Raw genomic sequence first — 20796 nt, forward strand, 5'->3', positions numbered from 1 at the left:
GACTTGCTTGACTTCCTAGCAAATTCCAATCTTTCGAATCGCTGACTTTCATCTCAGAGTAAGCTGCACAAGCTAAGAAGTTCTCTGATGAGTTGATAACTTAGAAGACCTTTGTTCGTCCTGTATATCCAATATTACTCAATGTATACAACAACGATATAATCAAAATTAGATTGTGCTATATCTCTGTGCCTGCGCTATACCAGATATTTAATAGTTTTTACTAAATAAATATATCCTGACCTCACCGCTTCTTGTGAGCTTTGATTTATCATATTGTTAAAATTAGAAAAAATTATTTAGCAGCCTTTCCGCACTGTTTACTTCACTAAAGCTATCAATTATTTCATTTTTAACCGTCTGCGACATGTATTTAGTACTTTTTAGTATTAGTAGTAGGTTTGAAATCGCCCAAGTAATCGTAAATAAAAATCTTTCTAGTAATTAATAAATTGATATCGACATACTGAATGGGGTGGCACTTCTCTTTATTGTATTCAAGATATTGATAAAACTCGTCCCTCTGTTGACCATTCCACTTATATCCATAAGGCATATTTCCTGAAAACGTTCTATGACTCTCAACTTTATGACCATCTATGGTCAATCTTAATATCTTCATTTTACTTGTGTCGGTATAACTACTTCGTAGATACAAACACCCTTCCTTTATATTATTTGGTTTTTCTGCTTTTCTTTCAGCGATATAGCGCACACCCCAGACCTCAAAAATAAAGTATCCGCATAATAAAGTTATGATGATAAGTTTTTGATGTCCGAGATAGATACCGCGGATTTTTTTACTATAACTTTTCATCCTTCTCTTCTTATAATTTTTAGGTTTCATCAATAACTGGGGTTAGTTTAAAACTAGCTATATTTAAATGTAATAGACCAACGTTCTTTACCACAGGGTATTTATCTTCGGTAAGGGTTTTAAGGTGCTCGGAAGGCGTGTTATCGCAGGCAGATAAAGTAGAGATTATTATTACTAATAAACTCGTGACTATCTTTTTCTTCGAAAAGTTCATTGGTTTTTGCATAGGTAGTAGTGTCTTGAAGATTACATCGTCACTTATACTAATACCAAACCCAAAATATATAGTATAATCCACTTATGACTATACCAATCCATAACCTAGAAGAGCATGACTTTGGCAAACACTCAAAGACCGAGAGTAACCCCAGAGCCCGCCTACGCCTGCTTATCTTATACCAATACAGTATAGGCAAAGCCACTAACGATATTGCCAAAGATCTTTGTATTCACCCTCAAACTGCCAGGCGTACCTTGAAACGATATCATGAACGAGGACTTGAGAGTCTCTATGATCGTCATCGCAAAGGTCGGCATAGTAAACTGGCAGAAGCAGACACAGACGCTTTTAAAGCCATGATAGTCTCTGAACAAGACAAGCGAGCTGGCGGTCGTTTGACCGGTAAAGATATTCAGCAATTGGCTAAAGAACATTACAACGCCCACTATACCGTCAATGGTATCTACGAGCTGCTTAAACGTATTGATATGAGTTGGATAAGTGCTCGTAGTCAGCATCCAAAAGCAGACCCACAAGCTCAAGACGCTTTTAAAAAAACTTTATAGCACAGGTTGAGGCGTCCCTACCTACTGAGGTAAGCCTAGATCACGTAGATATATGGTTCCAAGATGAAACTCGAATAGGACAACAAAGGTCATTGACCAGAGTTTGGCATTACCGCGGTGAGCGACCTCGACTGATCAAGCAGCAGCAGTTTAATTCCGCTTATCTGTTTGGTGCCTTTTGTCCAGCGACAGCAGAGGCGGTAGGTTTAGTATTGCCTTCAGTCAATAAACATACAATGTTATTGCATATGCTTGAGATTAGTAAAGCCGTACCAAAAGGACGCCATGCGGTCGTAGTGATGGACGGTGCATTGTGGCATCAACCAAGCTTGAATCAGGGCAATGTCACTATGCTTAGATTACCGCCTTATTCACCTGAGCTTAATCCCTCTGAAAGAATATGGCAGTACCTTAAGCAAAATGAGCTATCTAATCGTTGTTATGAAAGTTATGAGGCTATTGTCGATGCTGCTTGCTTGGCTTGGAATAATCTGCTTAAACAGCCACAGAGGATTCGGTCTTTAACTACTCGTACTTGGGCGCAACTTTAATTATTGGGATTGGTATAACAATTGCCTATATAATCGCATAGTTTTTATTAGATTTTTGTCTAGGAAACTGATGCGCTGAGGCAGAGTGAATGCTGAATAGCGATAGTTTTAGGTGAAAAGATATAATTGTGATTAAGATACGGCCACTTACTAGCCAAATTAGAGCTTGGTTAAAATTAATTCCCTGACTCCCGCTTCCTCGTGCGCTTTAAATGGATAACGATCGGCCATTACAATCCAATCAGACATTGATTTAGATATCGACTCTTTGCTTAGGCTATTTTCTATAGTAACCAATTTAATCATCAAAATATCAATATCCATTGTCACTTGCCGTACTTGATTCGGCTTAGTTTGTCGACATCTATGACAATCACCTTCAAGCGTTCTAAAGGTTTGCTGTAATTGTTGTAGGCTCACAGGTGTGGTCAGTGCTAGATGGACACACTGATTGGTGTAATCAGGTTTTGGTTGTTCTAAGGTTGCGGTGAAATCAGGGTTTTGAAAAGCAGTAGATAGCCGTATCTGACCTAGCGTTACCAAACACTCTAGAGCAAGTGGCAGATATTTTTCTGCTTGATAATTACTACCCAGCGCTACTATTACCTCTACCACGGGCTGCACCTGCAAAGTCTCAGGTGAGCATTGTGTTAGCATTTCCAAATTCAAATGCAACGATGTTTTATACATCATCGGCTTGGCTATTATTAGCTTCTTTGGCAGCTTTTTTAATAGCTAGCTCATCTGTTGACGTTGACGCATAGCGCGTGATTTGAACGCCAACTGCATCGGCTTGCGCAATGGCAGTCGGCTTGGCAATGCTCAACGTTAGTTTTTGACAGCCATACTTTGCAAGCAGCTTATCAGAAATTTGCCCAGCCAAATGCTCAAGCAGTTTTGCTTGAATCTCTTTGCACCACGCGCTGACATCATCGCAGACCGCTTTGTAATTGAGCGCATCATGGACATCGTCTGAAACAGCAGCTTTACTAATATCTGTTTCAAGCGTTATATCAATTAGGAGCGGCTGCGTAATAGCGCGCTCCCACGCGTAAACACCAATGACTGCTTCTACTGTTAAGCCTTTGACAAATACCACATCAGATTCGGTATGAAACATGCGCTCATCCTTATTTATTAATTTTTGACTGAGCTTTTTAATTTAAGTCTTTCGCCCAAAATTTTATTTACTTTGTTTTTTTATTTACTTTGTTTTTTTATTTACTTTGCTGCAATGCTTCTTCGCGCAAGCGCTCGGCTTTTAATGCTTTACTAGGGCGATGACGCCACAAGTCAATGCTGAATAATAACAGCCCGAGCCAAATCAAACCAAAGACGGCTAAACGGTTTAAGTCAAAAGGTTCTTTATAATAAAACACCGCCAAGAAGAAAATAAAGGTCGGCGTCAGATAATTCATAAAACTTAAAATACTATAAGCGACTAGCTTAGTCGATCTATTAAATAGTAATAGCGGTATCAGCGTAATGGGACCTGCTATCATAAGCAACCAAATATTTGGGGTAAACCAAAAACTCAGCTGGCTACTGACCACATCCGCTTGCCAAAACCACCAAATAAAGATGGGTACCAACATGGTAGTTTCAACAAACATTGCATCGACTGCGGTCAATGGCGTTTGGCGCTGAATCGTACCGTAAGTACTAAAGCTAAAGGCAAGAATGAGCGATAGCCATGGCAGACTACCGAGCATCACGACTTGAATGACCACAGACAATAGCGCAAACCCAATCGCGACCCATTGTAAAGGTCGCAGGCGCTCTTTGAATAAAATCATCGATAACGCCACGCCAACGAGCGGGCCAATAAAATACCCCAAGCTCGCCTCAAGTATCTGATCGTGATTGACCGCCCATACATAGGTGAGCCAATTGGTGGCGATAATAATACCTGACAAAAAGGTCAAGGCTATCCATTTTGGATTTTGTTTTAAGGTATTTATCCACTGCCAACGTTTGGTCACGACCACAACGATGAGCAAACAAGCAAACGTCCAAACAATGCGATGACCGATGATTTCTGTCGCGTTATAAGCGGCCAATTGTTTAAAATATAAAGGAAATGCACCCCATATACAAAAAGCGATCAGCGCAGTGACGATACCATTTCTCGTAGTTTTGATTGGAACGACTGGTTTTTTGACGACATTTTGAGTAGTCATAAGGCAAGACAACTTAAATTAGAGCAAAGCGCGACCTCACCTAATGTTTATCAATAATGAAAACTTAGCGGTAAGAGCGCAGGGTTACTACATATAGGGTAGAAAGTAAAAAGCAATGCGTTAATACTATTAAAGTATCAACACATTGCTGACGATAACCACGTTGAAAATAACTTTTATATCAAGGTCAAGAAAGGCTAAAAAGCAGCCTTGCTGGCTTCATTAAATCCAGAAGTCAGCATCTCAAAAGCCAATAATACTGCTTATCAAACTATTAGGGTTTTTAGCATTAGGCTACACCATTATCCACTTGAATAGACATACCGATTTGATTGGCAAGTTCAGCAAACCCTGGAAAACTGGTATTGACGGTCTCAACGCCTTCAATGGTAATCTGCTTGGATGCGCGTAAGCTGGCAACCGCAAAGCTCATGGCAATACGATGATCATGATGTGAGGTAATTTGACCGCCACCGAAGACTGGCTGGCTGTTATTAACCTCATTAACATCAACATTACTGCCCTTGCCTTCAATACCTTTACCTTCAATAATTAGACCATCTTCAGTCACGGTGCAATCAATACCAAGCGTTTGTAGACCATCTGCCATCACGGCAATGCGATCTGATTCTTTAACGCGCAACTCTTTTGCACCCGTTAATACTGTACGACCTTGGGCACAGCTAGCAGCAATGAATAAGACTGGAAACTCATCAATCGCTAAAGGCACTAAATATTCTGGAATCTCAATACCTTTTAGTTTTGAGCTACGAATAGTAATATCAGCGACTGGCTCACCGCCCACATGCGTCTCATGGCTTAGGCTAATATCAGCATTCATCAGTTGTAAGATATCGATAATACCCGTACGTGTCGGATTAATACCCACTTGCGTTAAGGTCAATTCGCTATCTTGACTAATAGCAGCGGCTACCATAAAGAAGGCCGCCGATGAGATATCCGCAGGGACAGCGATATCACCGCCTGTGAGCGTGCCACCCCCTTCAACGCTAATGCGATTGCCATCAACAGTCACAGGATAACCAAAGGCTGAGAGCATACGTTCGGTATGGTCACGGCTAACTTCAGGTTGAATGACAGTCGTTGTGCCTTTTGCCCACAGTCCAGCCAGCAATAAGCAAGACTTAACTTGTGCAGACGCGACTGGCATATCATACTCAGCCCCTTGCAGCGGCTGTCCGACACTATCACGACCAGTGATACTTAGCGGCGCAGTACCGCTATGACCCGTACTTTGAATCACGGCACCCATGGCGCGCAATGGCGCTGCGACACGCTCCATAGGGCGCTTGTTTAAACTCGTATCACCGATTAACACACTATCAAATGCTTGTGCCGCCAAGATACCTGCCAGCAGCCGCATACTAGTACCCGAATTGCCCATATATAATGGCGTTTTGCTTGGCTTTAGACCATTCATCCCAACGCCATGAATGATCAATTTACCGTTATCAGGCCCTTCAATGGTCACGCCCATATCACGAAAAGCTTGCAAGGTGGCAAGCGCATCTTCCCCTTCCAAAAATCCTGTGACATTGGTCACCCCTGTCGCAAGGCTACCGAGCATGATACTGCGATGCGAGATAGACTTGTCACCAGGAATGTTAATGGTGCCAGAGACGGTATTGCTGGGAGTAATATTATAAGAAGCTGACATGGCAGAAGTATCCGTATAAGGAGTGCTGGCTAACATATGGCCAAAATGTCGCCGTGCGGCTTGCGCGCGGCCCAAAAGTCCCATCAGGGCGGTTGAATCTTTATCAATAATAAGCTGACGCATGGTCTGTAAATAAACGCCATACTCGTCAAGAGCGCTTACGATGGCGCTTTGATTGGCAAAAAATATATCATGCCACATTTTAGGATCGCTGGCAGCAATACGGCTAAAGTCACGAAAGCCCCCTGCTGCATAACGAAACATATCTAAATTGTCATCATGGCTTGCCAGCTGCTCGACCAGATTAAACGCCAGCAAATGCGGCAAATGACTGGTATGCGCCAAAATAGAATCATGATGGTCAGCGGACATCGCCATCACTGAAGCGCCCACTGCTTCCCATAACTGCCGCAATCTAGCAATAGCGGCAGAATCCGTCGTTGGCAGCTCACATATAATCACGCTATGATTGACAAATAATGTGGCACGCCGCGCATGATACCCTGAATCTTCGGCACCAGCAATCGGATGCGCAGGTACCAATCCTGTCGGCAAAGCCCCAAATACTTCTTTGGCAGCTTCAATGATATTAACCTTGGTACTACAGACATCGGTAATGATGCAATCGGACACAAGCTGACCATTATCCATAGCGGATTTGATATCGACAAACACGGCCTCTACCGCTTGCACTGGCACGGCGATGACAATCAAGTCACTGCCTGATACCACTTCACTTAAGACGGCACTACCCGCATCTAGCAAACCCTGCTGAATGGCTTCATCGATGCTTGGTGCATGTCGATCTACTGCCACCAAGCGCGCGCTTAAACCATTATCTTTGATAGCTTGCGCAAGACTTGCGCCAATCAGCCCTAGACCGATGACACAAACCTGCTTAAATAACGGCGGCTGGGTATTGATAGCGGACTGCCTATTATTATTTTGATCATTTTGAATGTTTTGCTGGCAACTCACGGCTTTTCTCTTTGAACAAACGAACGTGTTTTTAGGTCAAACAAACTGACATTCATTTTATAAAGTTTAATTGTCTAATCATCAGTCAGTATAGAGCGTAGTGTATCAATCAGGCGCATATTGTCTTCTGCAACGCCTACCGTGATACGCAACCAAGTAGGCAAGCCATAGCCTACCAATGGCCGCACGATGACCCCTTGCTCAAGTAATGCTTGATTGATCGATAGCGCATTTTCATCGTCCATTTCTACCATGATAAAATTGGCATGCGACTTAACAAAACCCAACCCTAAAGCATCAAACTGCTTTTCTAACCAGCGCATTTGCTCTTCGTTGGTCAAGCGTACTTTTTCAATGAAATCTTGATCACCAAGTGCTGCTGCGGCGGCCGCCAGTCCAACACGACTGACATTAAATGGCTGACGGATACGGTTTAATAAATCCGCAACTGCTACCGAGCTTAGTGCATAGCCAACTCGCAGACCTGCTAATCCATACGCTTTGGAGAAGGTGCGAACGATGACCACATTATCAAAATCCTCGATTAGCGCTCTGTTATTACTCTCAGGACTGTACTCAATATAGGCTTCATCCAATACCACCAATACTGAGCTTGGCACACCTGCGACGAACTGACGCAGCGCTTTATGCTCAAGCTGTGTTCCGGTTGGGTTGTTAGGATTGGCAATAAAGACAATTTTGGTATTAGGATTGTCCTGAACCGCTTGGCTCATGGCGTTGAGATCATGACCAAAACGCTGCGCGGGCACTTCTACGCCCGTCGCGCCTTGCATTTTTGCTAGCATCGAATAAACCACAAAGGCATACTGGCTATAGACGATCGCGTCATCCGTACCCACAAAACTACGCGCCAAGATATCGAGCAAATCGTTAGAGCCATTGCCCAAGGTGATCTGATCGATATTCACATCATTAAAATCAGCCAATGCTTGCTTTAGGTAGTAACCATTACCATCAGGATAACGCGCCAGCTGACTAAGCTGCTCTGTCACTGCCAACGTCACTTGCGGTGAGCAGCCCATTGGATTCTCATTGCTAGCAAGCTTCACCACATCTGAGACGCCATATTCGCGCGTCAACTCTTCCACCGGCTTGCCTGTTTGATACGGAGCAAGCTCTAAGATACTGTCATAGGCAGGTATGAGCGGTGATAAATTTGACTCAGTCGATTGAGGTGTCTGCATGGTTTATCCTTAGAAGTGATGACGCATCTACGATTTATTGATACTAATGAGTAATTTAACGAGTCTTTCGAGCACAAACTAGCGCTGTAGAATTGCTTCAATTTAAAGTAGTTGATTCAATTTAAAAGAGCAACAAGGACAGATAGTTATAGTCGGTTCAATTCAAAAGTGGTACAAGGCAACCAAGCGTACAGCTATATTTAATACTTCAAGCAAGGTTAACGCTGTCACACTTTTATAGTGAATTGACTATAGCACGGCTTTTGGGTATGAACCCAACACACGTAAATCCTTCACTAACGGGCGAATATCATTGATGGCCGCACTGACATTTGGATCGTTGATATGACCGTCCATATCAATAAAGAAGACATAGGCCCATTTATTAGGACGTTCAGGACGCGTCTCAATACTGGTCATCGACACGCCATGATAAGACAAGGGCTTTAAGATTTCGATAAGCGCGCCCGCTTTGTCATGAGCTGAGACGACGATAGAGGTTTTATCCTGTCCTGATGGCGCAATCGCTTCGTGACCGATGATAAGGAAGCGTGTGGTGTTGCTTGGATTGTCTTCAATATTTGAGTAAAGCTTATGCAAGTCATACTCTGCGGCTGCGACATCCCCTGCAATTGCTGCTGAATGCCATTCATTTTTGAGTCGACGTGCGGCTTCACCATTGCTCGATACAGCGACACGCTCCACATTGGGATAATTGACATCGAGCCAATGACGGCACTGGGCTAGTGACTGCTGATGCGAATAAATACGGCTGAGACCATCAAGCTTGGTGTGCTCAGCGACCAAGAAGTTTTGATGAATGGGCAGCTCAACTTCCCCAATTATTTTTAAGGTAGAAGACAAAAAGCCATCCAAAGTATGATTGACCACACCCTCTGATGAGTTTTCAACCGGCACAACGCCATACATTGCCGTCCCCGCTTCGACTTCACGGAATACATCAGTGATGGTCGTCATTGGTACGGTATCAGCCGCTTTACCAAAATGCTTGAGGGCGGCGGCATGAGTAAAGGTGCCAACTGGACCCAAAAAGGCAATACGTTGCGGCGCTTCTAGATCTAAGCACACCGACATAATTTCACGAAACAAACGGGCCATTTTTTCATCAGCGATTGGACCAGTATTACGTGCCATCACGGCTTTTAGTACTTGAGCTTCACGTTCTGGGCGATAAAAAATAGGATTGCTTTTTTCAGCCGTAGGACTTTTTGCTATGTGCTCTTTTTTGACCGTCGCCACTTGCTGAGCCAGTTTGGCACGGTTGTTGATCAGCGTTTGAATGTCGCAGTCTACGCTATCAATACTGTGGCGCAGCTGATCTAAAAACTCTTTTTCGCTTGAGTTATCGCTTGCGCTGCTTTTATTTAGGTTATCCATTTTTTGCTCTGGTGACTGCTCACTCATTACCGCCCATCCTTTTTCTAATATTATTACTGAGTTTTATAACTGTTAATAATCACTGTTTTTATGTTTGCATATAATTATATTTATTGATAACTGAGTCCAACCATATTGATAGTCCCTGTTTGCTAAACCAGTTTATCAACATAGGCTGCTTTGCCCGCTTTATTCTTACCCTGCTCGCCGATACGGCGTGTGGATTACTCCGTTAATACAGCAGAAGATGCGCTGACCGGCTCTACTATAACAAAAACTACGCGCAGTGCCCATTCGTAAATGCGTGTAAAGCATCGAACCGTCATAAATATTAGCACAGTTATCCAATTTGGCAGCCATGTACGGGGAACTATAGTTGATTAAATTTAAAAGTAGTACAAGGCAACCGAGTGTAGAGGTATATTTAATACTTCAAACGGTGTTAACGCAGTAATACTTTTATAGTGGAATGACTATATAGCAGAACAGTGGCTCAAAACTATGTTACAGTTCAAAACTAATGGTAACTAGCACCACGAACAAAAGCATAAACACCTTTTAAATACATTTAATCTTTAGAACATAACCAATCTTTTAACATTTAAATACTTTTTAACACTTAATAATTTTAAAACACCACCCTGTTAATTGATTCATACAAGGATACCTGATGAGCGCATTACAACAGCTTCGCACCATGACCACCATTGTCGCTGATACTGGCGACCTTAGCGCTATTGCTCGCTTAAAACCTGTCGATGCGACCACCAATCCCAGTCTCATTACCAAAGCCCTTATTCATCCTGATAACCAGTCTATGCTCTCAGAGACGATGAGTCGCTATCAAGGTAACGTAGACGATGTCATTGATGCGCTCACTATCAAGATTGGCTGTAATATTTTAGAGCTAATCGAAGGGCGTGTCTCAACTGAGGTCGATGCGCGTTTGTCTTATGACACCCAAGCGACGATCGATAAAGCCCTAGCATTTATGGAGGCCTATCAGCTAGCAGGGGTCGACTCAGAACGTGTCCTCATCAAGATGGCGGCGACGTGGCAGGGCATTGAGGCCGCGCGTTATCTAGAAACACAGGGTATTCACTGCAATCTGACGTTATTATTCGGACAGCATCAAGCGATTGCCTGTGCTGACGCTGGCGTGACCCTCATATCACCCTTTGTTGGTCGTATTTTAGATTGGCAAAAACGCCAACAAAACCGTCAGAACGTGCCTGTCTCTGATGATATGGGTGTGCAATCGGTCAAGCTTATTTACCAATATTTCAAGCAACATGGCTACAACACGCAAGTAATGGGCGCAAGCTTTCGCTCTACTGAGCAAATATTGGCATTGGCAGGCTGTGATCTGTTGACCATGGCTCCCGATCTCATTGATGAGTTGGCAGCGATGGATATAGAAGTCCCTCGTCAGCTTTCACCAAGCATGTCGATGGCGTTAGATGATATGACTCGAGTAAGTTTGACGCAGGAAGAGTTCAGTCAAGCCTATCAAAAGGATACCGTTACCCAAGACTTGCTACCCAAGGGTATCGATGGCTTTATCGGTGCGCGTGATGAGCTTGCTCAGGCATTGGCTGCGATGCGCAGTTAGTCGTTACGATAACGCGCAGTTAAACACCGGCAAATAAAAGAGATTTGCCTGCTAATAGTAAGTTAGCTATTATAACCTACTTCAAATAACAAGAAGTAAGGCTTGATTATGAGACGGCTATCAGTGGTATTAGCAGGTAGTGCGCTAGCGATTAGTGCACATGCAGTAAACTGGATAGAGATATCTGAGACTGATTCTGGTTCGACTTTCAGCCTAGATTCCGACTCTATTGAAAGCTCTGATATCAATATCATAGATGAGCATCATGTCGAAAACATTTTGGCATCCATTCGTAGAACCTATCCGCCGCAGCTACAACAGACGGATAAAAAAGATAAAAAGAGCAAAAAAGAAAGCGCTATAGACCATAGCGATCAGCAATTATTGATATCTTGTAAAGATGCCAGTTACTATCGACGAGCCTACGTGAATTATGGCGCTGATAATAAAGTCATAAAATCTTGGCAATCAGACAAACCCATATTGACCACCAAGGATTTTAAAATTACAACGCCAAAAACGATCGGGCGCAAAATAGTAGAGCAAACTTGCGAACGTTATCAACAAGACAAATAAAAAATATCGATAGCAAAAAAGTGCGCTGACCTTATATCAGCGCGCTTTTTCTTTATGGTCAATTTAAAAATTAACGTTAAGCTTTTAGCACCGTATAAACAGGCACGGGGAACTCACCATGCAAGTCAACCAAGTCTAGCAGTACTAAAGCCCCGACCACAGTATGATCCGCTGATTGGCACAGCTCATAAGCGGTAGTCAACGTGCCGCCGGTTGCCAAAATATCATCGACCAACAATACTCGCTCAGGAGGCAGGTTATTTTGCATCTCAAGCGTGTCTTTACCGTATTCTAGCGCATAGGCCTTGTTGGCAACAGGCGGCGGCAACTTACCGGGCTTACGCAACAAAATCATCCCTTTACCCAAGCGACCTGCCAGCAAGCTGGCAAACACAAAGCCACGTGCCTCTACTGCACCCAAACAGTCCACTTCATCCATCAGCCCATCTGGCAATACCGCAAGCAGCGCATCAATCACCGCATTAATGTGACTGCGCAGTAACGGGGTAATATCATAAAAATCAATGCCGACTTTCGGGAAGTTTGGTACTGTGCGAATAACCTGCCAAAACGGATGGTCGGTATTGAGCGTATGAGACGGCTCAGTTTCAGTATTAGTAGATGTAGCGGCGGCGTTGACGCTCATAATAACCCTTATTTCATATGGCTTAGATGGTAATAAGTGACGGTGATAAATGACAGACATCACCGTGAAATTAGTAGCGATTACTATAACATAATTTGGTGTAATATAGCGGTCAAACGAGCAATGATAGACTCGTTTAAATCAACGAAATGCTCATATCAGACTTGATAAAAGCGCGGTTATCTCAATATACAAGTGTAAACTTAACTATTAAAACACCGGTTATATGCTAAACTACGGGCGTTTTTACCGTCCAAATATGAGCGTCAATGCTCAGTAGACGCGCTAAAGACACCCTGTAACACTGGTAATGATCGATAGGACTATTTATGAAACGTTATGAATGTATCGTCTGTGGCTGGATATACGATGAAGCGCTTGGCTGTCCTGAAGAAGGGATTGCGCCTGGCACTAAGTGGGAAGACATCCCTGAAGACTGGATTTGCCCCGAGTGCGGTGTTGGCAAGCTTGATTTTGAGATGCTTGAGATTTAGTAGACGACTCTCTAATTAGGACACTTCATGACAAAATCCAATGATATCAATAACGCGCCATTGCCTAAGAGCGCTGGAGAGGATGGGCTATACCCTACTCCTGACTGGCAACGATTTGGCAAACACCAATGGCGCGAATCAAACCTGAGCGAACACCTCCATCAAGCGATGATAGATATAGGTGATGGCATCGAGTTGTGTGTTGAGGCAGGCGGCAATCCCAATTACCCACCACTGTTGATGATTATGGGTCTTGGCTCGCAAATGATATTTTGGCCGAACAATTTTATCAAGCGCCTTATTGATGCCGGATTCTTTGTGATTCGCTTTGACAATCGGGATATTGGCTTGTCTTCTAAGGTGCAGATCGATGGTCTACCGCGTATCAGCCAACTAAAAATGATGATGCGTTTGCAAACCGGATTGTCTAATAAAAGTACGCAGGTTGCTTATAATTTAACCGATATGGCCGAAGATACAGCGCGTTTGATTAAAGCGTTGCAGCTAGGTAAGACCCACCTACTTGGTGCTTCTATGGGCGGTATGATTGCCCAAATTGTGGCGGCACGCTATCCAAGCCTAGTACAACGCATGGCCTTGATGTTTACCACCACCAATCGGGCATTCTTAAAGCCGCCGAAGCCTAAGCAGTTGTATACGCTTATCAATCGTCCTGAGAGTCATTCTGAGCGCGATATCGTGCGCCATAGTGTCTGGTTTATGAAGACAGTCGGCACCCCAGGACATGTCAACGTGCGCATGGTGCGTGAAATTGCTAAGTTACGTTATCAGCGCAACTTTCATCCGCTTGGCACTGTACAGCAGCTCAATGCTATCTTAGCATCAGGCTCTATTAGCCGGTTTAGTAAGCAAGTCAAAGCACCGACGATTGTGCTGCATGGTAGTGCAGATGGGCTGTTGCCTCCTTCGCAAGGACGCGTAGTCGCTAAGACTATTCCGAATGCCAAGTTTCATTTAATCGAAGGCATGGCACACGATATTCCAGAGTACTACCAACCTTATATGGTCGATTTAATCAGCAAGCACCTATTAGACCAGTAGTTTTATTTTTTGCCCATAAAAAAGAGCGTAAACCCTACTATTGATTCGTAGGTTTTACGCTCTTTTTTATGCTGGCTATTTTACGTCGATCTTTTCATTTAAACACGCCCTAATTTAAACACGCCCTAATCGCAACCGACACCCGTCCCTTCTTTATCAATACACATCTTATTGCCATTTTTTAGGTTACCAATCCACGCTTTGCCACTGGTAAAGGTAAAGGCGGGTCTGCCTTGGTAACTGTCACCACTCGATACACCGCTATTAGCAAAGCGAAAAGGAATCACCAGCTCACCGCCCAGATTGACAAAACCCCAATTATCATCGATACGCACGCCAGCCAATCCTTCTGAAAAAGGGCGAGCATCATCAAATGAATAAGTAATCATCGTCACATTGTTTTCATCGACGAAACCCCATCGACCATCTTGCTGACGTGGTTGTAACGTCGTAAAACGATTGGGCACTGCTTGCCTAGATTGCGCTGGCGCTGTAGCAGAGCTATTATTAGCAGTTTGCTTCGAGGACAAAGGCTCATTATTACTGTTACTACCATTTGGATTGCTAGTGGCTTTGCCATTTTTATCCAACCAACTGGTCGCTTGATTTTTACGTACTTGCGTCACACCGCCACGATAATCGTCAATATCACTGATTGACGCAGAAAACGACACGACGGTCTTATTCGCCGTATCGATAACCCCATAATTGCCATCTTTTTTGACCACGATACGTCCATCAGATACTGGGCGCGCCCAACCCTGACTTTCCTTTAGCATATCGTAGGTCGCAGGTATTACTTCACGGCCCTGCATATTAAGGTAGCCGACGTGACTATTGCGCAGCACGGGTAGCAAGCCACCAGCTATCTTATCTGCATCGACTTTTTGATAGCGTGATAAATCAACGACTTTTTTGCCTTTACTATTTAGCAACGCTACTGGTGCACCGAAGTCCTTTGTTGCTAGAAAATAACCGTTACTCGCGGTACAAGAGACATTTTTATAATAGCTTTTGGGAATTTTACAGCTGGCGGCGTGTGCAGTCGGCATCATAAATAACGCACTGATTAACAGGCTAATGGTAGCACCGTAGCGCGTTACTTTTAGCGGCGATCCAAATATCGGGGAAAGCGGCGCTTTTGATTGAGTCTGTCGATGCATAAATAAACCTAGGCTAAAAGTAGTAGGAACTATATTGAGTGTTTTAAAAGAGCGATAAAAGATAGATTAGCAAATCATGGGCTTTGCGCCAATGCTATTCCTGTAAGGATGCGACTCGATGATATAAGCACTATTACATACAGTCATCATAAGAATAAATTATGTTTCAACCATTTCATTTTGGCTGTAAAACATCGACAATGTCGGTATCTGAATTATATCGTGCATACCCTAAACTTTCAGCAGATCGTTACCCATTTGCACGTGACCAAACTAAGGACAATCTATGGCTATTGCCGCTTCACGCTCTGCACCTATTGGCTTGGTCATTGGTTGCGTTATATTCGGTCTAGGCAGTCTAATCGTCGCGCACGTTGATATCGGCGGTTGGGCCATGTCGTTTTGGCGACTCGCCATCTCAGGAGTGGTCTTTGCTATTTTAGCTAGAGTCATGGGGCAACGATTGCCACGTTCGAGACGCGCTATTTTTTATGGTCTATTATCAGGCGCATTTTTAGGGTTAGATTTGGCGCTTTGGCATGAGAGCATCTATGCCGTGGGGCCTGGTATTTCAACCTTACTTAATAGTTTGCAGATTTTCTTTTTGGCAGCGATTGGCTTTTTATATTTTAATGAACGACAATCTATTTTGCAGCTCATCAGCTTGTTTTTGGCGATGCTTGGCGTGGCGATGATAGGCAGCCCAGAGTTTGCGCAAAATACAGCAGCTACGTGGGGGTTTGTGACGGGCATTGTCTCAGGGGCGATGTTGGCTGCCTCAATGACTTTTATTCGTAAGACGCACGATACCGAACCCACGCCCATATTTATGCTGATGCAGCTGATCAGTATCGGCGGTGTGCTGGCGATGGTTATTCCGATGTTTGTGTTTGATATGGGCAATATCCTGCCCAATACGTGGTCTGAGATTGGCTGGGTGCTTATTTATGGTACCGTCATGCAGTGCTTAGCTTGGGGTCTGATTGCCTACTCTATTCCCAAGCTATCTTTGGCACTGACAGGGCTACTGCTACTAACTGAGCCGATTGCCGCCTTAGTGATTGACTATAGCTGGCTGGACAAACCGATTAATACCTTACAATGGAGCGGTGCGCTGTTGACGATGTTTGCCATTTACTTGGGTTCATTGAAGCCCAAGCCGCGCGCACTTCGTCGTTATCGATTTTTCGCACGGTTTTATAAGCGTAACTATAAATAAAGATCGCAGCAAATAACAATGTTTATAAAGCAGTGTCATCACAAATAAAAGCCACAATAATTATTGTGGCTTTTGCTTATCAATATATTAAGTTCTTTAATTTTATGATTAAAAAAATCAGTCTTTTTGACGACTAAACTTTTTGTCTATTAAATAAGGCATTAAGCACAATCGCAGCTAAGGTAGCCGTGCCGATACCACCCAAGTCAAAGCCGCCCAGATGCAAGCTAAAGTTGCCCGTACCCATGATGACAGTGACAGCAGCGATGATGAGGTTGCTGTTTTTGCTAAAGTCGATATGGTTGTCTATCCAGATTTTGATCCCAGCGACAGTGATAAGTCCGAATACCACGATAGAAGCGCCGCCCAATAATGCCGGTGGTATCGTTTGAATAATTGCGCCAAATTTTGGTGATAACCCAAGCAAGATAGCCACCAGTCCAGCGATGACAAAAATTGTGGTGCTATATACCTTAGTCACCGCCATGACGCCGATGTTTTCTGCATAAGTAGTGACGCCTGTGCCGCCAAAACCTGCTGAAAAAGTAGTCGCTAAGCCATCAGCGAAAAATGCCCGACCCATATAAGGGGTCACGCGCGCCTTGGTCATGCCTTCCACCGCTTTGAAATGTCCCAAGTTTTCAGCCACTAGAATAAAAGCCACGGGCGCTATTAAGATAATAGCACCCATCTCAAAACGTGGTGAATGGATACTTGGTAGACCAAACCATGAAGCAGCAGACACGCCGCTAAAATCAATGGGAATACCGAAGCCCATCACATTGGTCATCACAAAATAGGCGACGTATGACAATATTAAGCCCACCAGTAATAACAGCCGACGTAACATACCGCGCGTAAAAACAGCCACACCACTAATAAGCAATACAGTTAAGGTGGCCATCCAAGCATCAAACTGATTGGCAGACACCCCTTGTATAGTGACTGGTGCTAGGTTCAAACCAATAATCATGACGATGGCACCAGTGACGATAGGTGGCATCAAACGCTCAATCCAGCCTGTCCCAGTCTTCATGACCAGCAGCCCAATCAGTGCATAGATGATACCGCAAGCCATAATACCGCCCAAAGCGACATTCAAATTGTCATTAAAGCCTACGCCTGCATAAGCAGTGACAGCAATGACGGGACCAATAAAGGCGAAGCTTGAGCCTAAGTAACTGGGCATGCGCCCACCCGTGATCATAAAGAACATCACGGTACAAATACCGGACATCAAAATCGCTAGATTAGGATCAAAGCCCATTAATAATGGTGCAAGCACCGTCGCCCCAAACATGGCAAAAGTATGCTGCACACCCAGCAGTATACTTTTTGACGGTGGTAGATACTCATTGATACCGACCGGATCACGATCCAAATCACCACCATAAGGTCGCCATGTTGGAAACCAACGACCATTTTCAAAATCTGGGTTCTTTGGGTAGCTCGTAGCTGCTGCTGAATGAATGCCAGCCGCCTCTAAAGCGTTGCGAGTAGATAGTGTATCAGCGCTGTTGTCTGATTGAGAGGAATGATCGGTGGGAGATGTCATGCACGCTTGTCCTATGTGGGCGAAGCCAATAATAGGCTAAATAACTGGATCAATAAAAAACTGAGTGAAAAAATATCAATAAATAGCGGGTTATAGCCAAAAACAATAGTGAAGCAAGGCTTTACACTATAGCACTTGTCATATATCAGCTAATTCATTCATTTATGTTGCAAGGTCGCAAACCAAAAGTATTATTTGGTACGATAGCCATGTTATGCTAGAGATATAAAGTCGGATACGTTCTACTTGAACCATCGTCTCGGTCATTTTTGACTGACTTATTTTAGCGATGACCTATTTTAGCGACAACTAACTTACAGGATGTTACATAAACGCTGGCTCCAAGCATCATAACGGAGTTTAGTAACAAATAAAAGTTATTATTCATTTGTCCCATGTAGACATACATTCATAGACAACACCCCAAACTAAACACTTATCGGTGTTTGGTTTGAGGTGTTTATTATATTTTTCATGCCAGTGCTAAAGCCAATCGATAAGCCATGCTGAAGCACATAAAATTTTGGTGATTTATTATGATTAGTGTTTTTGATTTATTTAAAATTGGCATTGGCCCTTCAAGCTCACATACCGTCGGTCCGATGGTGGCAGCCAACTTGTTTTTGGAATCACTTCTGCAGCAAACAGAACTGACGGCTATCAGCAGTATTGAGATTGAGTTGTATGGTTCCTTAGCAGCGACGGGCAAAGGCCATGCAACGGATACCGCCATCTTATTGGGACTGCTAGGACATACGCCTAGCACCATCGATACACGGCTAACCGGCAGCTACTTAGCGCCGATATTTTCGGAAAAAAAGCTGAATGTGTCAGGTACTCATTCGATTGTTTTTGATACCGAGCGTGACATTTATTGGTACGATGATACCGTCCTGCCCTATCACCCCAATGCCTTGACGCTCCGGGCGGTATTGGCCGATGGTACTCGTTATCAGCAAACCTATTATTCGGTTGGTGGTGGTTTCGTCATTAACGAAGAAGACGCCACTGATCCAGATGAAGACCATGCCAGCCCTACCATTGATAGCGTGCCCTATCCTTTCAATAACGCCGCAGAGCTATTAGAACAGTGTCGTCAAAACGGCTTGAGCATCAGTGAGTTGGTGCTGGCGAACGAGTGTCATTATCGTGAACAGACAGAAGTCTTTGCCTACTTAGATAGCATCTGGGACGTCATGCAAGACTGTGTCAAACAGGGCTGTGAAAATGGCGGTATTTTGCCAGGCGGTCTAGATGTCAGACGCCGCGCACAAGACTTATATTCACAGTTATGTGCAGAGAAGAACCAACCGATTGCAGAAACCGATAAATTGGCAGCGATGGATTGGGTTGACTTATATGCGCTCGCCGTCAACGAAGAGAACGCCAATGGCGGCAAAGTAGTCACCGCGCCTACCAACGGTGCCGCTGGCATCATACCAGCCGTCCTGCACTATTATCGTGACTTTTTGCCCAACTACGACCAAAGCGGCGTCTATAAGTTTTTGTTAAATGCCACTGCTATTGGCAGCCTTATTAAGCAAAACGCCTCTATCTCTGGCGCTGAGGTCGGCTGTCAAGGCGAAGTCGGCTCGGCCTGCGCAATGGCGGCGTCTGCCTTGGCTGAGATTATGGGCGGCGATCCTGCCAAATGCTTGAATGCCGCTGAGATTGGTATCGAGCATAATTTAGGTCTCACTTGCGATCCTATCGGCGGCTTGGTTCAGGTTCCCTGTATTGAACGCAACGCCATGGGCGCGGTAAAAGCGATCAATGCTGCCCGTCTTGCCTGTCGCGGTAATGGTCAGCACTTTGTCTCTTTAGATAGAGTGATTGAAACGATGAAAGTAACTGGCGCTGATATGCTAGACAAGTATAAAGAAACGGCGCGCGGTGGTCTGGCGGTGTATGCTGATAACCGTATTCCCACCGCGACTCATGGTGTCAGCGTAAAATATAGCCAATGCTAATCGTAGCTACCGGCTATTATTGTCATTATTGAATCAATGTTAAGTCAAGTTATCATTGAGTTGGCTTCGTTATTAAAGTATTAGGGTGTGTCCTCATTTTAAAAATGGTGATAAAAATGAGATAAATTGCAGTCAAACAAGGAAAATAGCGCAGATAATATCGGGATATTAACCAGCTATTTAACGATGTTTGGCAAAATTTAGCCATTTTTAGCCCGTTTAGATATGATCAATTGAATTGAGGACACGCCCTAAAAGCAGCCCATAAAAAAAGCCTCTAAATTATTAGAGGCTTTTTTATTTTATAAATTATTTGAACATAGACTATTTACTTGTTCAAAAATTCATAAGATCATCTGATTACTCAGCAGTTTTTGAAACCACTTCATTTAAGATCCAGATAGGCTTAACGACATTAGAGGCTTCGTCAGTTACCGCTTCTTGGCGTACATCTAAGATGTAACGATAGTTTGGCTCATAAGTGAAACCTTGGATGTTACCATTCAAAGTAGTATAGTTTTTCTGATATGTTTGACGATACTGTAAACACTCTGATTCAACTTTGGTGCCATTAGCGGTGGTCAGGCCACAAACCGCTTTACGCGGGGCAATCTCTACTTCAAAACTTGGAATATTAATCACTTTAACATTCATAGTTTGGCCTTCAACGACCATCGTACGCTCATTATCCATACCCATAGTAGAACAACCTGACAGGGCAAAAGTAGTCATCAACGCAGCAAGTGCTAATTTTTTCATTATTCAATCCTCAGTTAATTAATATTCATTATCGCCCGTTTGAACTCGTTTTAATCATTTATAGACGTTCAAAACGTAGTAGGCATTTAGGGCCATACTGGCAAAATCGATTGAGACAGCCAAATAACGCTAGTAATCGCTCAGCAG

19 protein-coding genes are annotated in these 20796 nt (G+C 43.7%); 8 read left to right on the top strand and 11 right to left on the bottom strand.

Translation table 11 applies throughout. The features are described 5' to 3' along the window. Positions 1-373: 373 nt before the first annotated feature. Entirely contained in the window at positions 374-817 is a 444-nt protein-coding gene (locus tag CXF65_RS09895; RefSeq protein ID WP_101211930.1) for a hypothetical protein, read from the bottom strand. Positions 818-1117: 300 nt separating this feature from the next. On the opposite strand from CXF65_RS09895, the gene CXF65_RS09905 reads away from it, so the two are divergent. Together CXF65_RS09905 and CXF65_RS09910 are read left to right on the top strand one after the other, a co-directional pair. Beyond that, the gene (locus CXF65_RS09905; protein WP_101211932.1) at positions 1118-1603 is read left to right on the top strand and encodes a winged helix-turn-helix domain-containing protein; all 486 of its coding nucleotides are present in this window, start codon (positions 1118-1120) and stop codon (positions 1601-1603) included. Beyond that, positions 1600-2154: an IS630 family transposase gene (locus CXF65_RS09910; RefSeq protein WP_101211933.1), complete on the top strand. Its 555-nt coding sequence runs from the start codon at positions 1600-1602 to the stop codon at positions 2152-2154. Before CXF65_RS09905 ends, CXF65_RS09910 begins: the two co-directional genes overlap by 4 nt. 159 nt (positions 2155-2313) lie before the next feature. On the opposite strand, the gene CXF65_RS09915 is transcribed toward CXF65_RS09910, so the two are convergent. The 6 genes from CXF65_RS09915 to pheA all read right to left on the bottom strand — a co-directional run bounded on the left by CXF65_RS09915 (position 2314) and on the right by pheA (position 9620). Beyond that, positions 2314-2811, bottom strand: coding sequence for a 2-amino-4-hydroxy-6-hydroxymethyldihydropteridine diphosphokinase (locus CXF65_RS09915; protein WP_227523248.1), 498 nt, complete (start codon positions 2809-2811; stop codon positions 2314-2316). A 25-nt stretch (positions 2812-2836) separates the two neighbouring features. Further along, complete coding sequence (folB, locus tag CXF65_RS09920; RefSeq protein WP_101211935.1) at positions 2837-3274, bottom strand: dihydroneopterin aldolase; 438 nt, start codon at positions 3272-3274, stop codon at positions 2837-2839. Positions 3275-3371: 97 nt separating this feature from the next. Beyond that, positions 3372-4334: an EamA family transporter RarD gene (gene rarD / locus CXF65_RS09925; RefSeq protein ID WP_025652741.1), complete on the bottom strand. Its 963-nt coding sequence runs from the start codon at positions 4332-4334 to the stop codon at positions 3372-3374. Between the two features lie 289 nt (positions 4335-4623). Next, positions 4624-6972 carry a bifunctional prephenate dehydrogenase/3-phosphoshikimate 1-carboxyvinyltransferase gene (locus tag CXF65_RS09930; RefSeq protein ID WP_413772502.1) on the bottom strand — a complete coding sequence of 783 codons (2349 nt, stop codon included), beginning with the start codon at positions 6970-6972 and terminating at the stop codon, positions 4624-4626. Positions 6973-7064: 92 nt separating this feature from the next. Next, positions 7065-8195 (bottom strand): histidinol-phosphate transaminase, encoded by a 1131-nt coding sequence (gene hisC, locus CXF65_RS09935; protein ID WP_025652739.1) that lies wholly within the window; start codon positions 8193-8195, stop codon positions 7065-7067. A 249-nt stretch (positions 8196-8444) separates the two neighbouring features. Then, positions 8445-9620, bottom strand: a complete 1176-nt coding sequence (gene pheA / locus CXF65_RS09940) for a prephenate dehydratase (protein WP_025652738.1) — start codon at positions 9618-9620, stop codon at positions 8445-8447. A gap of 643 nt (positions 9621-10263) precedes the next feature. Here pheA and CXF65_RS09945 point away from each other — a divergent pair. Both CXF65_RS09945 and CXF65_RS09950 read left to right on the top strand, forming a co-directional pair. Further along, positions 10264-11205, top strand: a complete 942-nt coding sequence (locus tag CXF65_RS09945) for a transaldolase (protein ID WP_101211937.1) — start codon at positions 10264-10266, stop codon at positions 11203-11205. A gap of 108 nt (positions 11206-11313) precedes the next feature. Beyond that, complete coding sequence (locus CXF65_RS09950; protein ID WP_025652736.1) at positions 11314-11781, top strand: hypothetical protein; 468 nt, start codon at positions 11314-11316, stop codon at positions 11779-11781. Between the two features lie 76 nt (positions 11782-11857). Here CXF65_RS09950 and CXF65_RS09955 read toward each other — a convergent pair whose 3' ends face one another. After that, complete coding sequence (locus CXF65_RS09955) at positions 11858-12427, bottom strand: adenine phosphoribosyltransferase (protein ID WP_025652735.1); 570 nt, start codon at positions 12425-12427, stop codon at positions 11858-11860. Between the two features lie 329 nt (positions 12428-12756). Between CXF65_RS09955 and CXF65_RS09960 the strand changes: the two genes are divergently transcribed. Further along, positions 12757-12921 (top strand): rubredoxin, encoded by a 165-nt coding sequence (locus CXF65_RS09960; RefSeq protein WP_010201990.1) that lies wholly within the window; start codon positions 12757-12759, stop codon positions 12919-12921. Between the two features lie 27 nt (positions 12922-12948). Beyond that, a complete protein-coding gene (locus CXF65_RS09965; RefSeq protein ID WP_101211938.1) occupies positions 12949-13983 on the top strand; it encodes an alpha/beta fold hydrolase in 1035 nt (344 codons plus the stop codon). Between the two features lie 125 nt (positions 13984-14108). On the opposite strand, the gene CXF65_RS09970 is transcribed toward CXF65_RS09965, so the two are convergent. Next, entirely contained in the window at positions 14109-15146 is a 1038-nt protein-coding gene (locus CXF65_RS09970) for a WG repeat-containing protein (protein ID WP_101211939.1), read from the bottom strand. Between the two features lie 286 nt (positions 15147-15432). Between CXF65_RS09970 and CXF65_RS09975 the strand changes: the two genes are divergently transcribed. Beyond that, entirely contained in the window at positions 15433-16365 is a 933-nt protein-coding gene (locus CXF65_RS09975) for a DMT family transporter (RefSeq protein ID WP_025652732.1), read from the top strand. A 133-nt stretch (positions 16366-16498) separates the two neighbouring features. Here the strand turns inward: CXF65_RS09975 and CXF65_RS09980 are convergent, their stop codons facing one another. Beyond that, complete coding sequence (locus tag CXF65_RS09980) at positions 16499-17920, bottom strand: solute carrier family 23 protein (RefSeq protein ID WP_025652731.1); 1422 nt, start codon at positions 17918-17920, stop codon at positions 16499-16501. Positions 17921-18456: 536 nt separating this feature from the next. On the opposite strand from CXF65_RS09980, the gene CXF65_RS09985 reads away from it, so the two are divergent. Beyond that, complete coding sequence (locus CXF65_RS09985) at positions 18457-19890, top strand: L-serine ammonia-lyase (RefSeq protein ID WP_101211940.1); 1434 nt, start codon at positions 18457-18459, stop codon at positions 19888-19890. Between the two features lie 360 nt (positions 19891-20250). On the opposite strand, the gene CXF65_RS09990 is transcribed toward CXF65_RS09985, so the two are convergent. After that, positions 20251-20649, bottom strand: coding sequence for a DUF4377 domain-containing protein (locus tag CXF65_RS09990; protein WP_101211941.1), 399 nt, complete (start codon positions 20647-20649; stop codon positions 20251-20253). Between the last annotated feature and the right edge of the window lie 147 nt (positions 20650-20796).

Source organism: Psychrobacter sp. Sarcosine-3u-12, assembly GCF_002836005.1.
Taxonomy (GTDB): Bacteria; Pseudomonadota; Gammaproteobacteria; order Pseudomonadales; family Moraxellaceae; genus Psychrobacter; species Psychrobacter okhotskensis.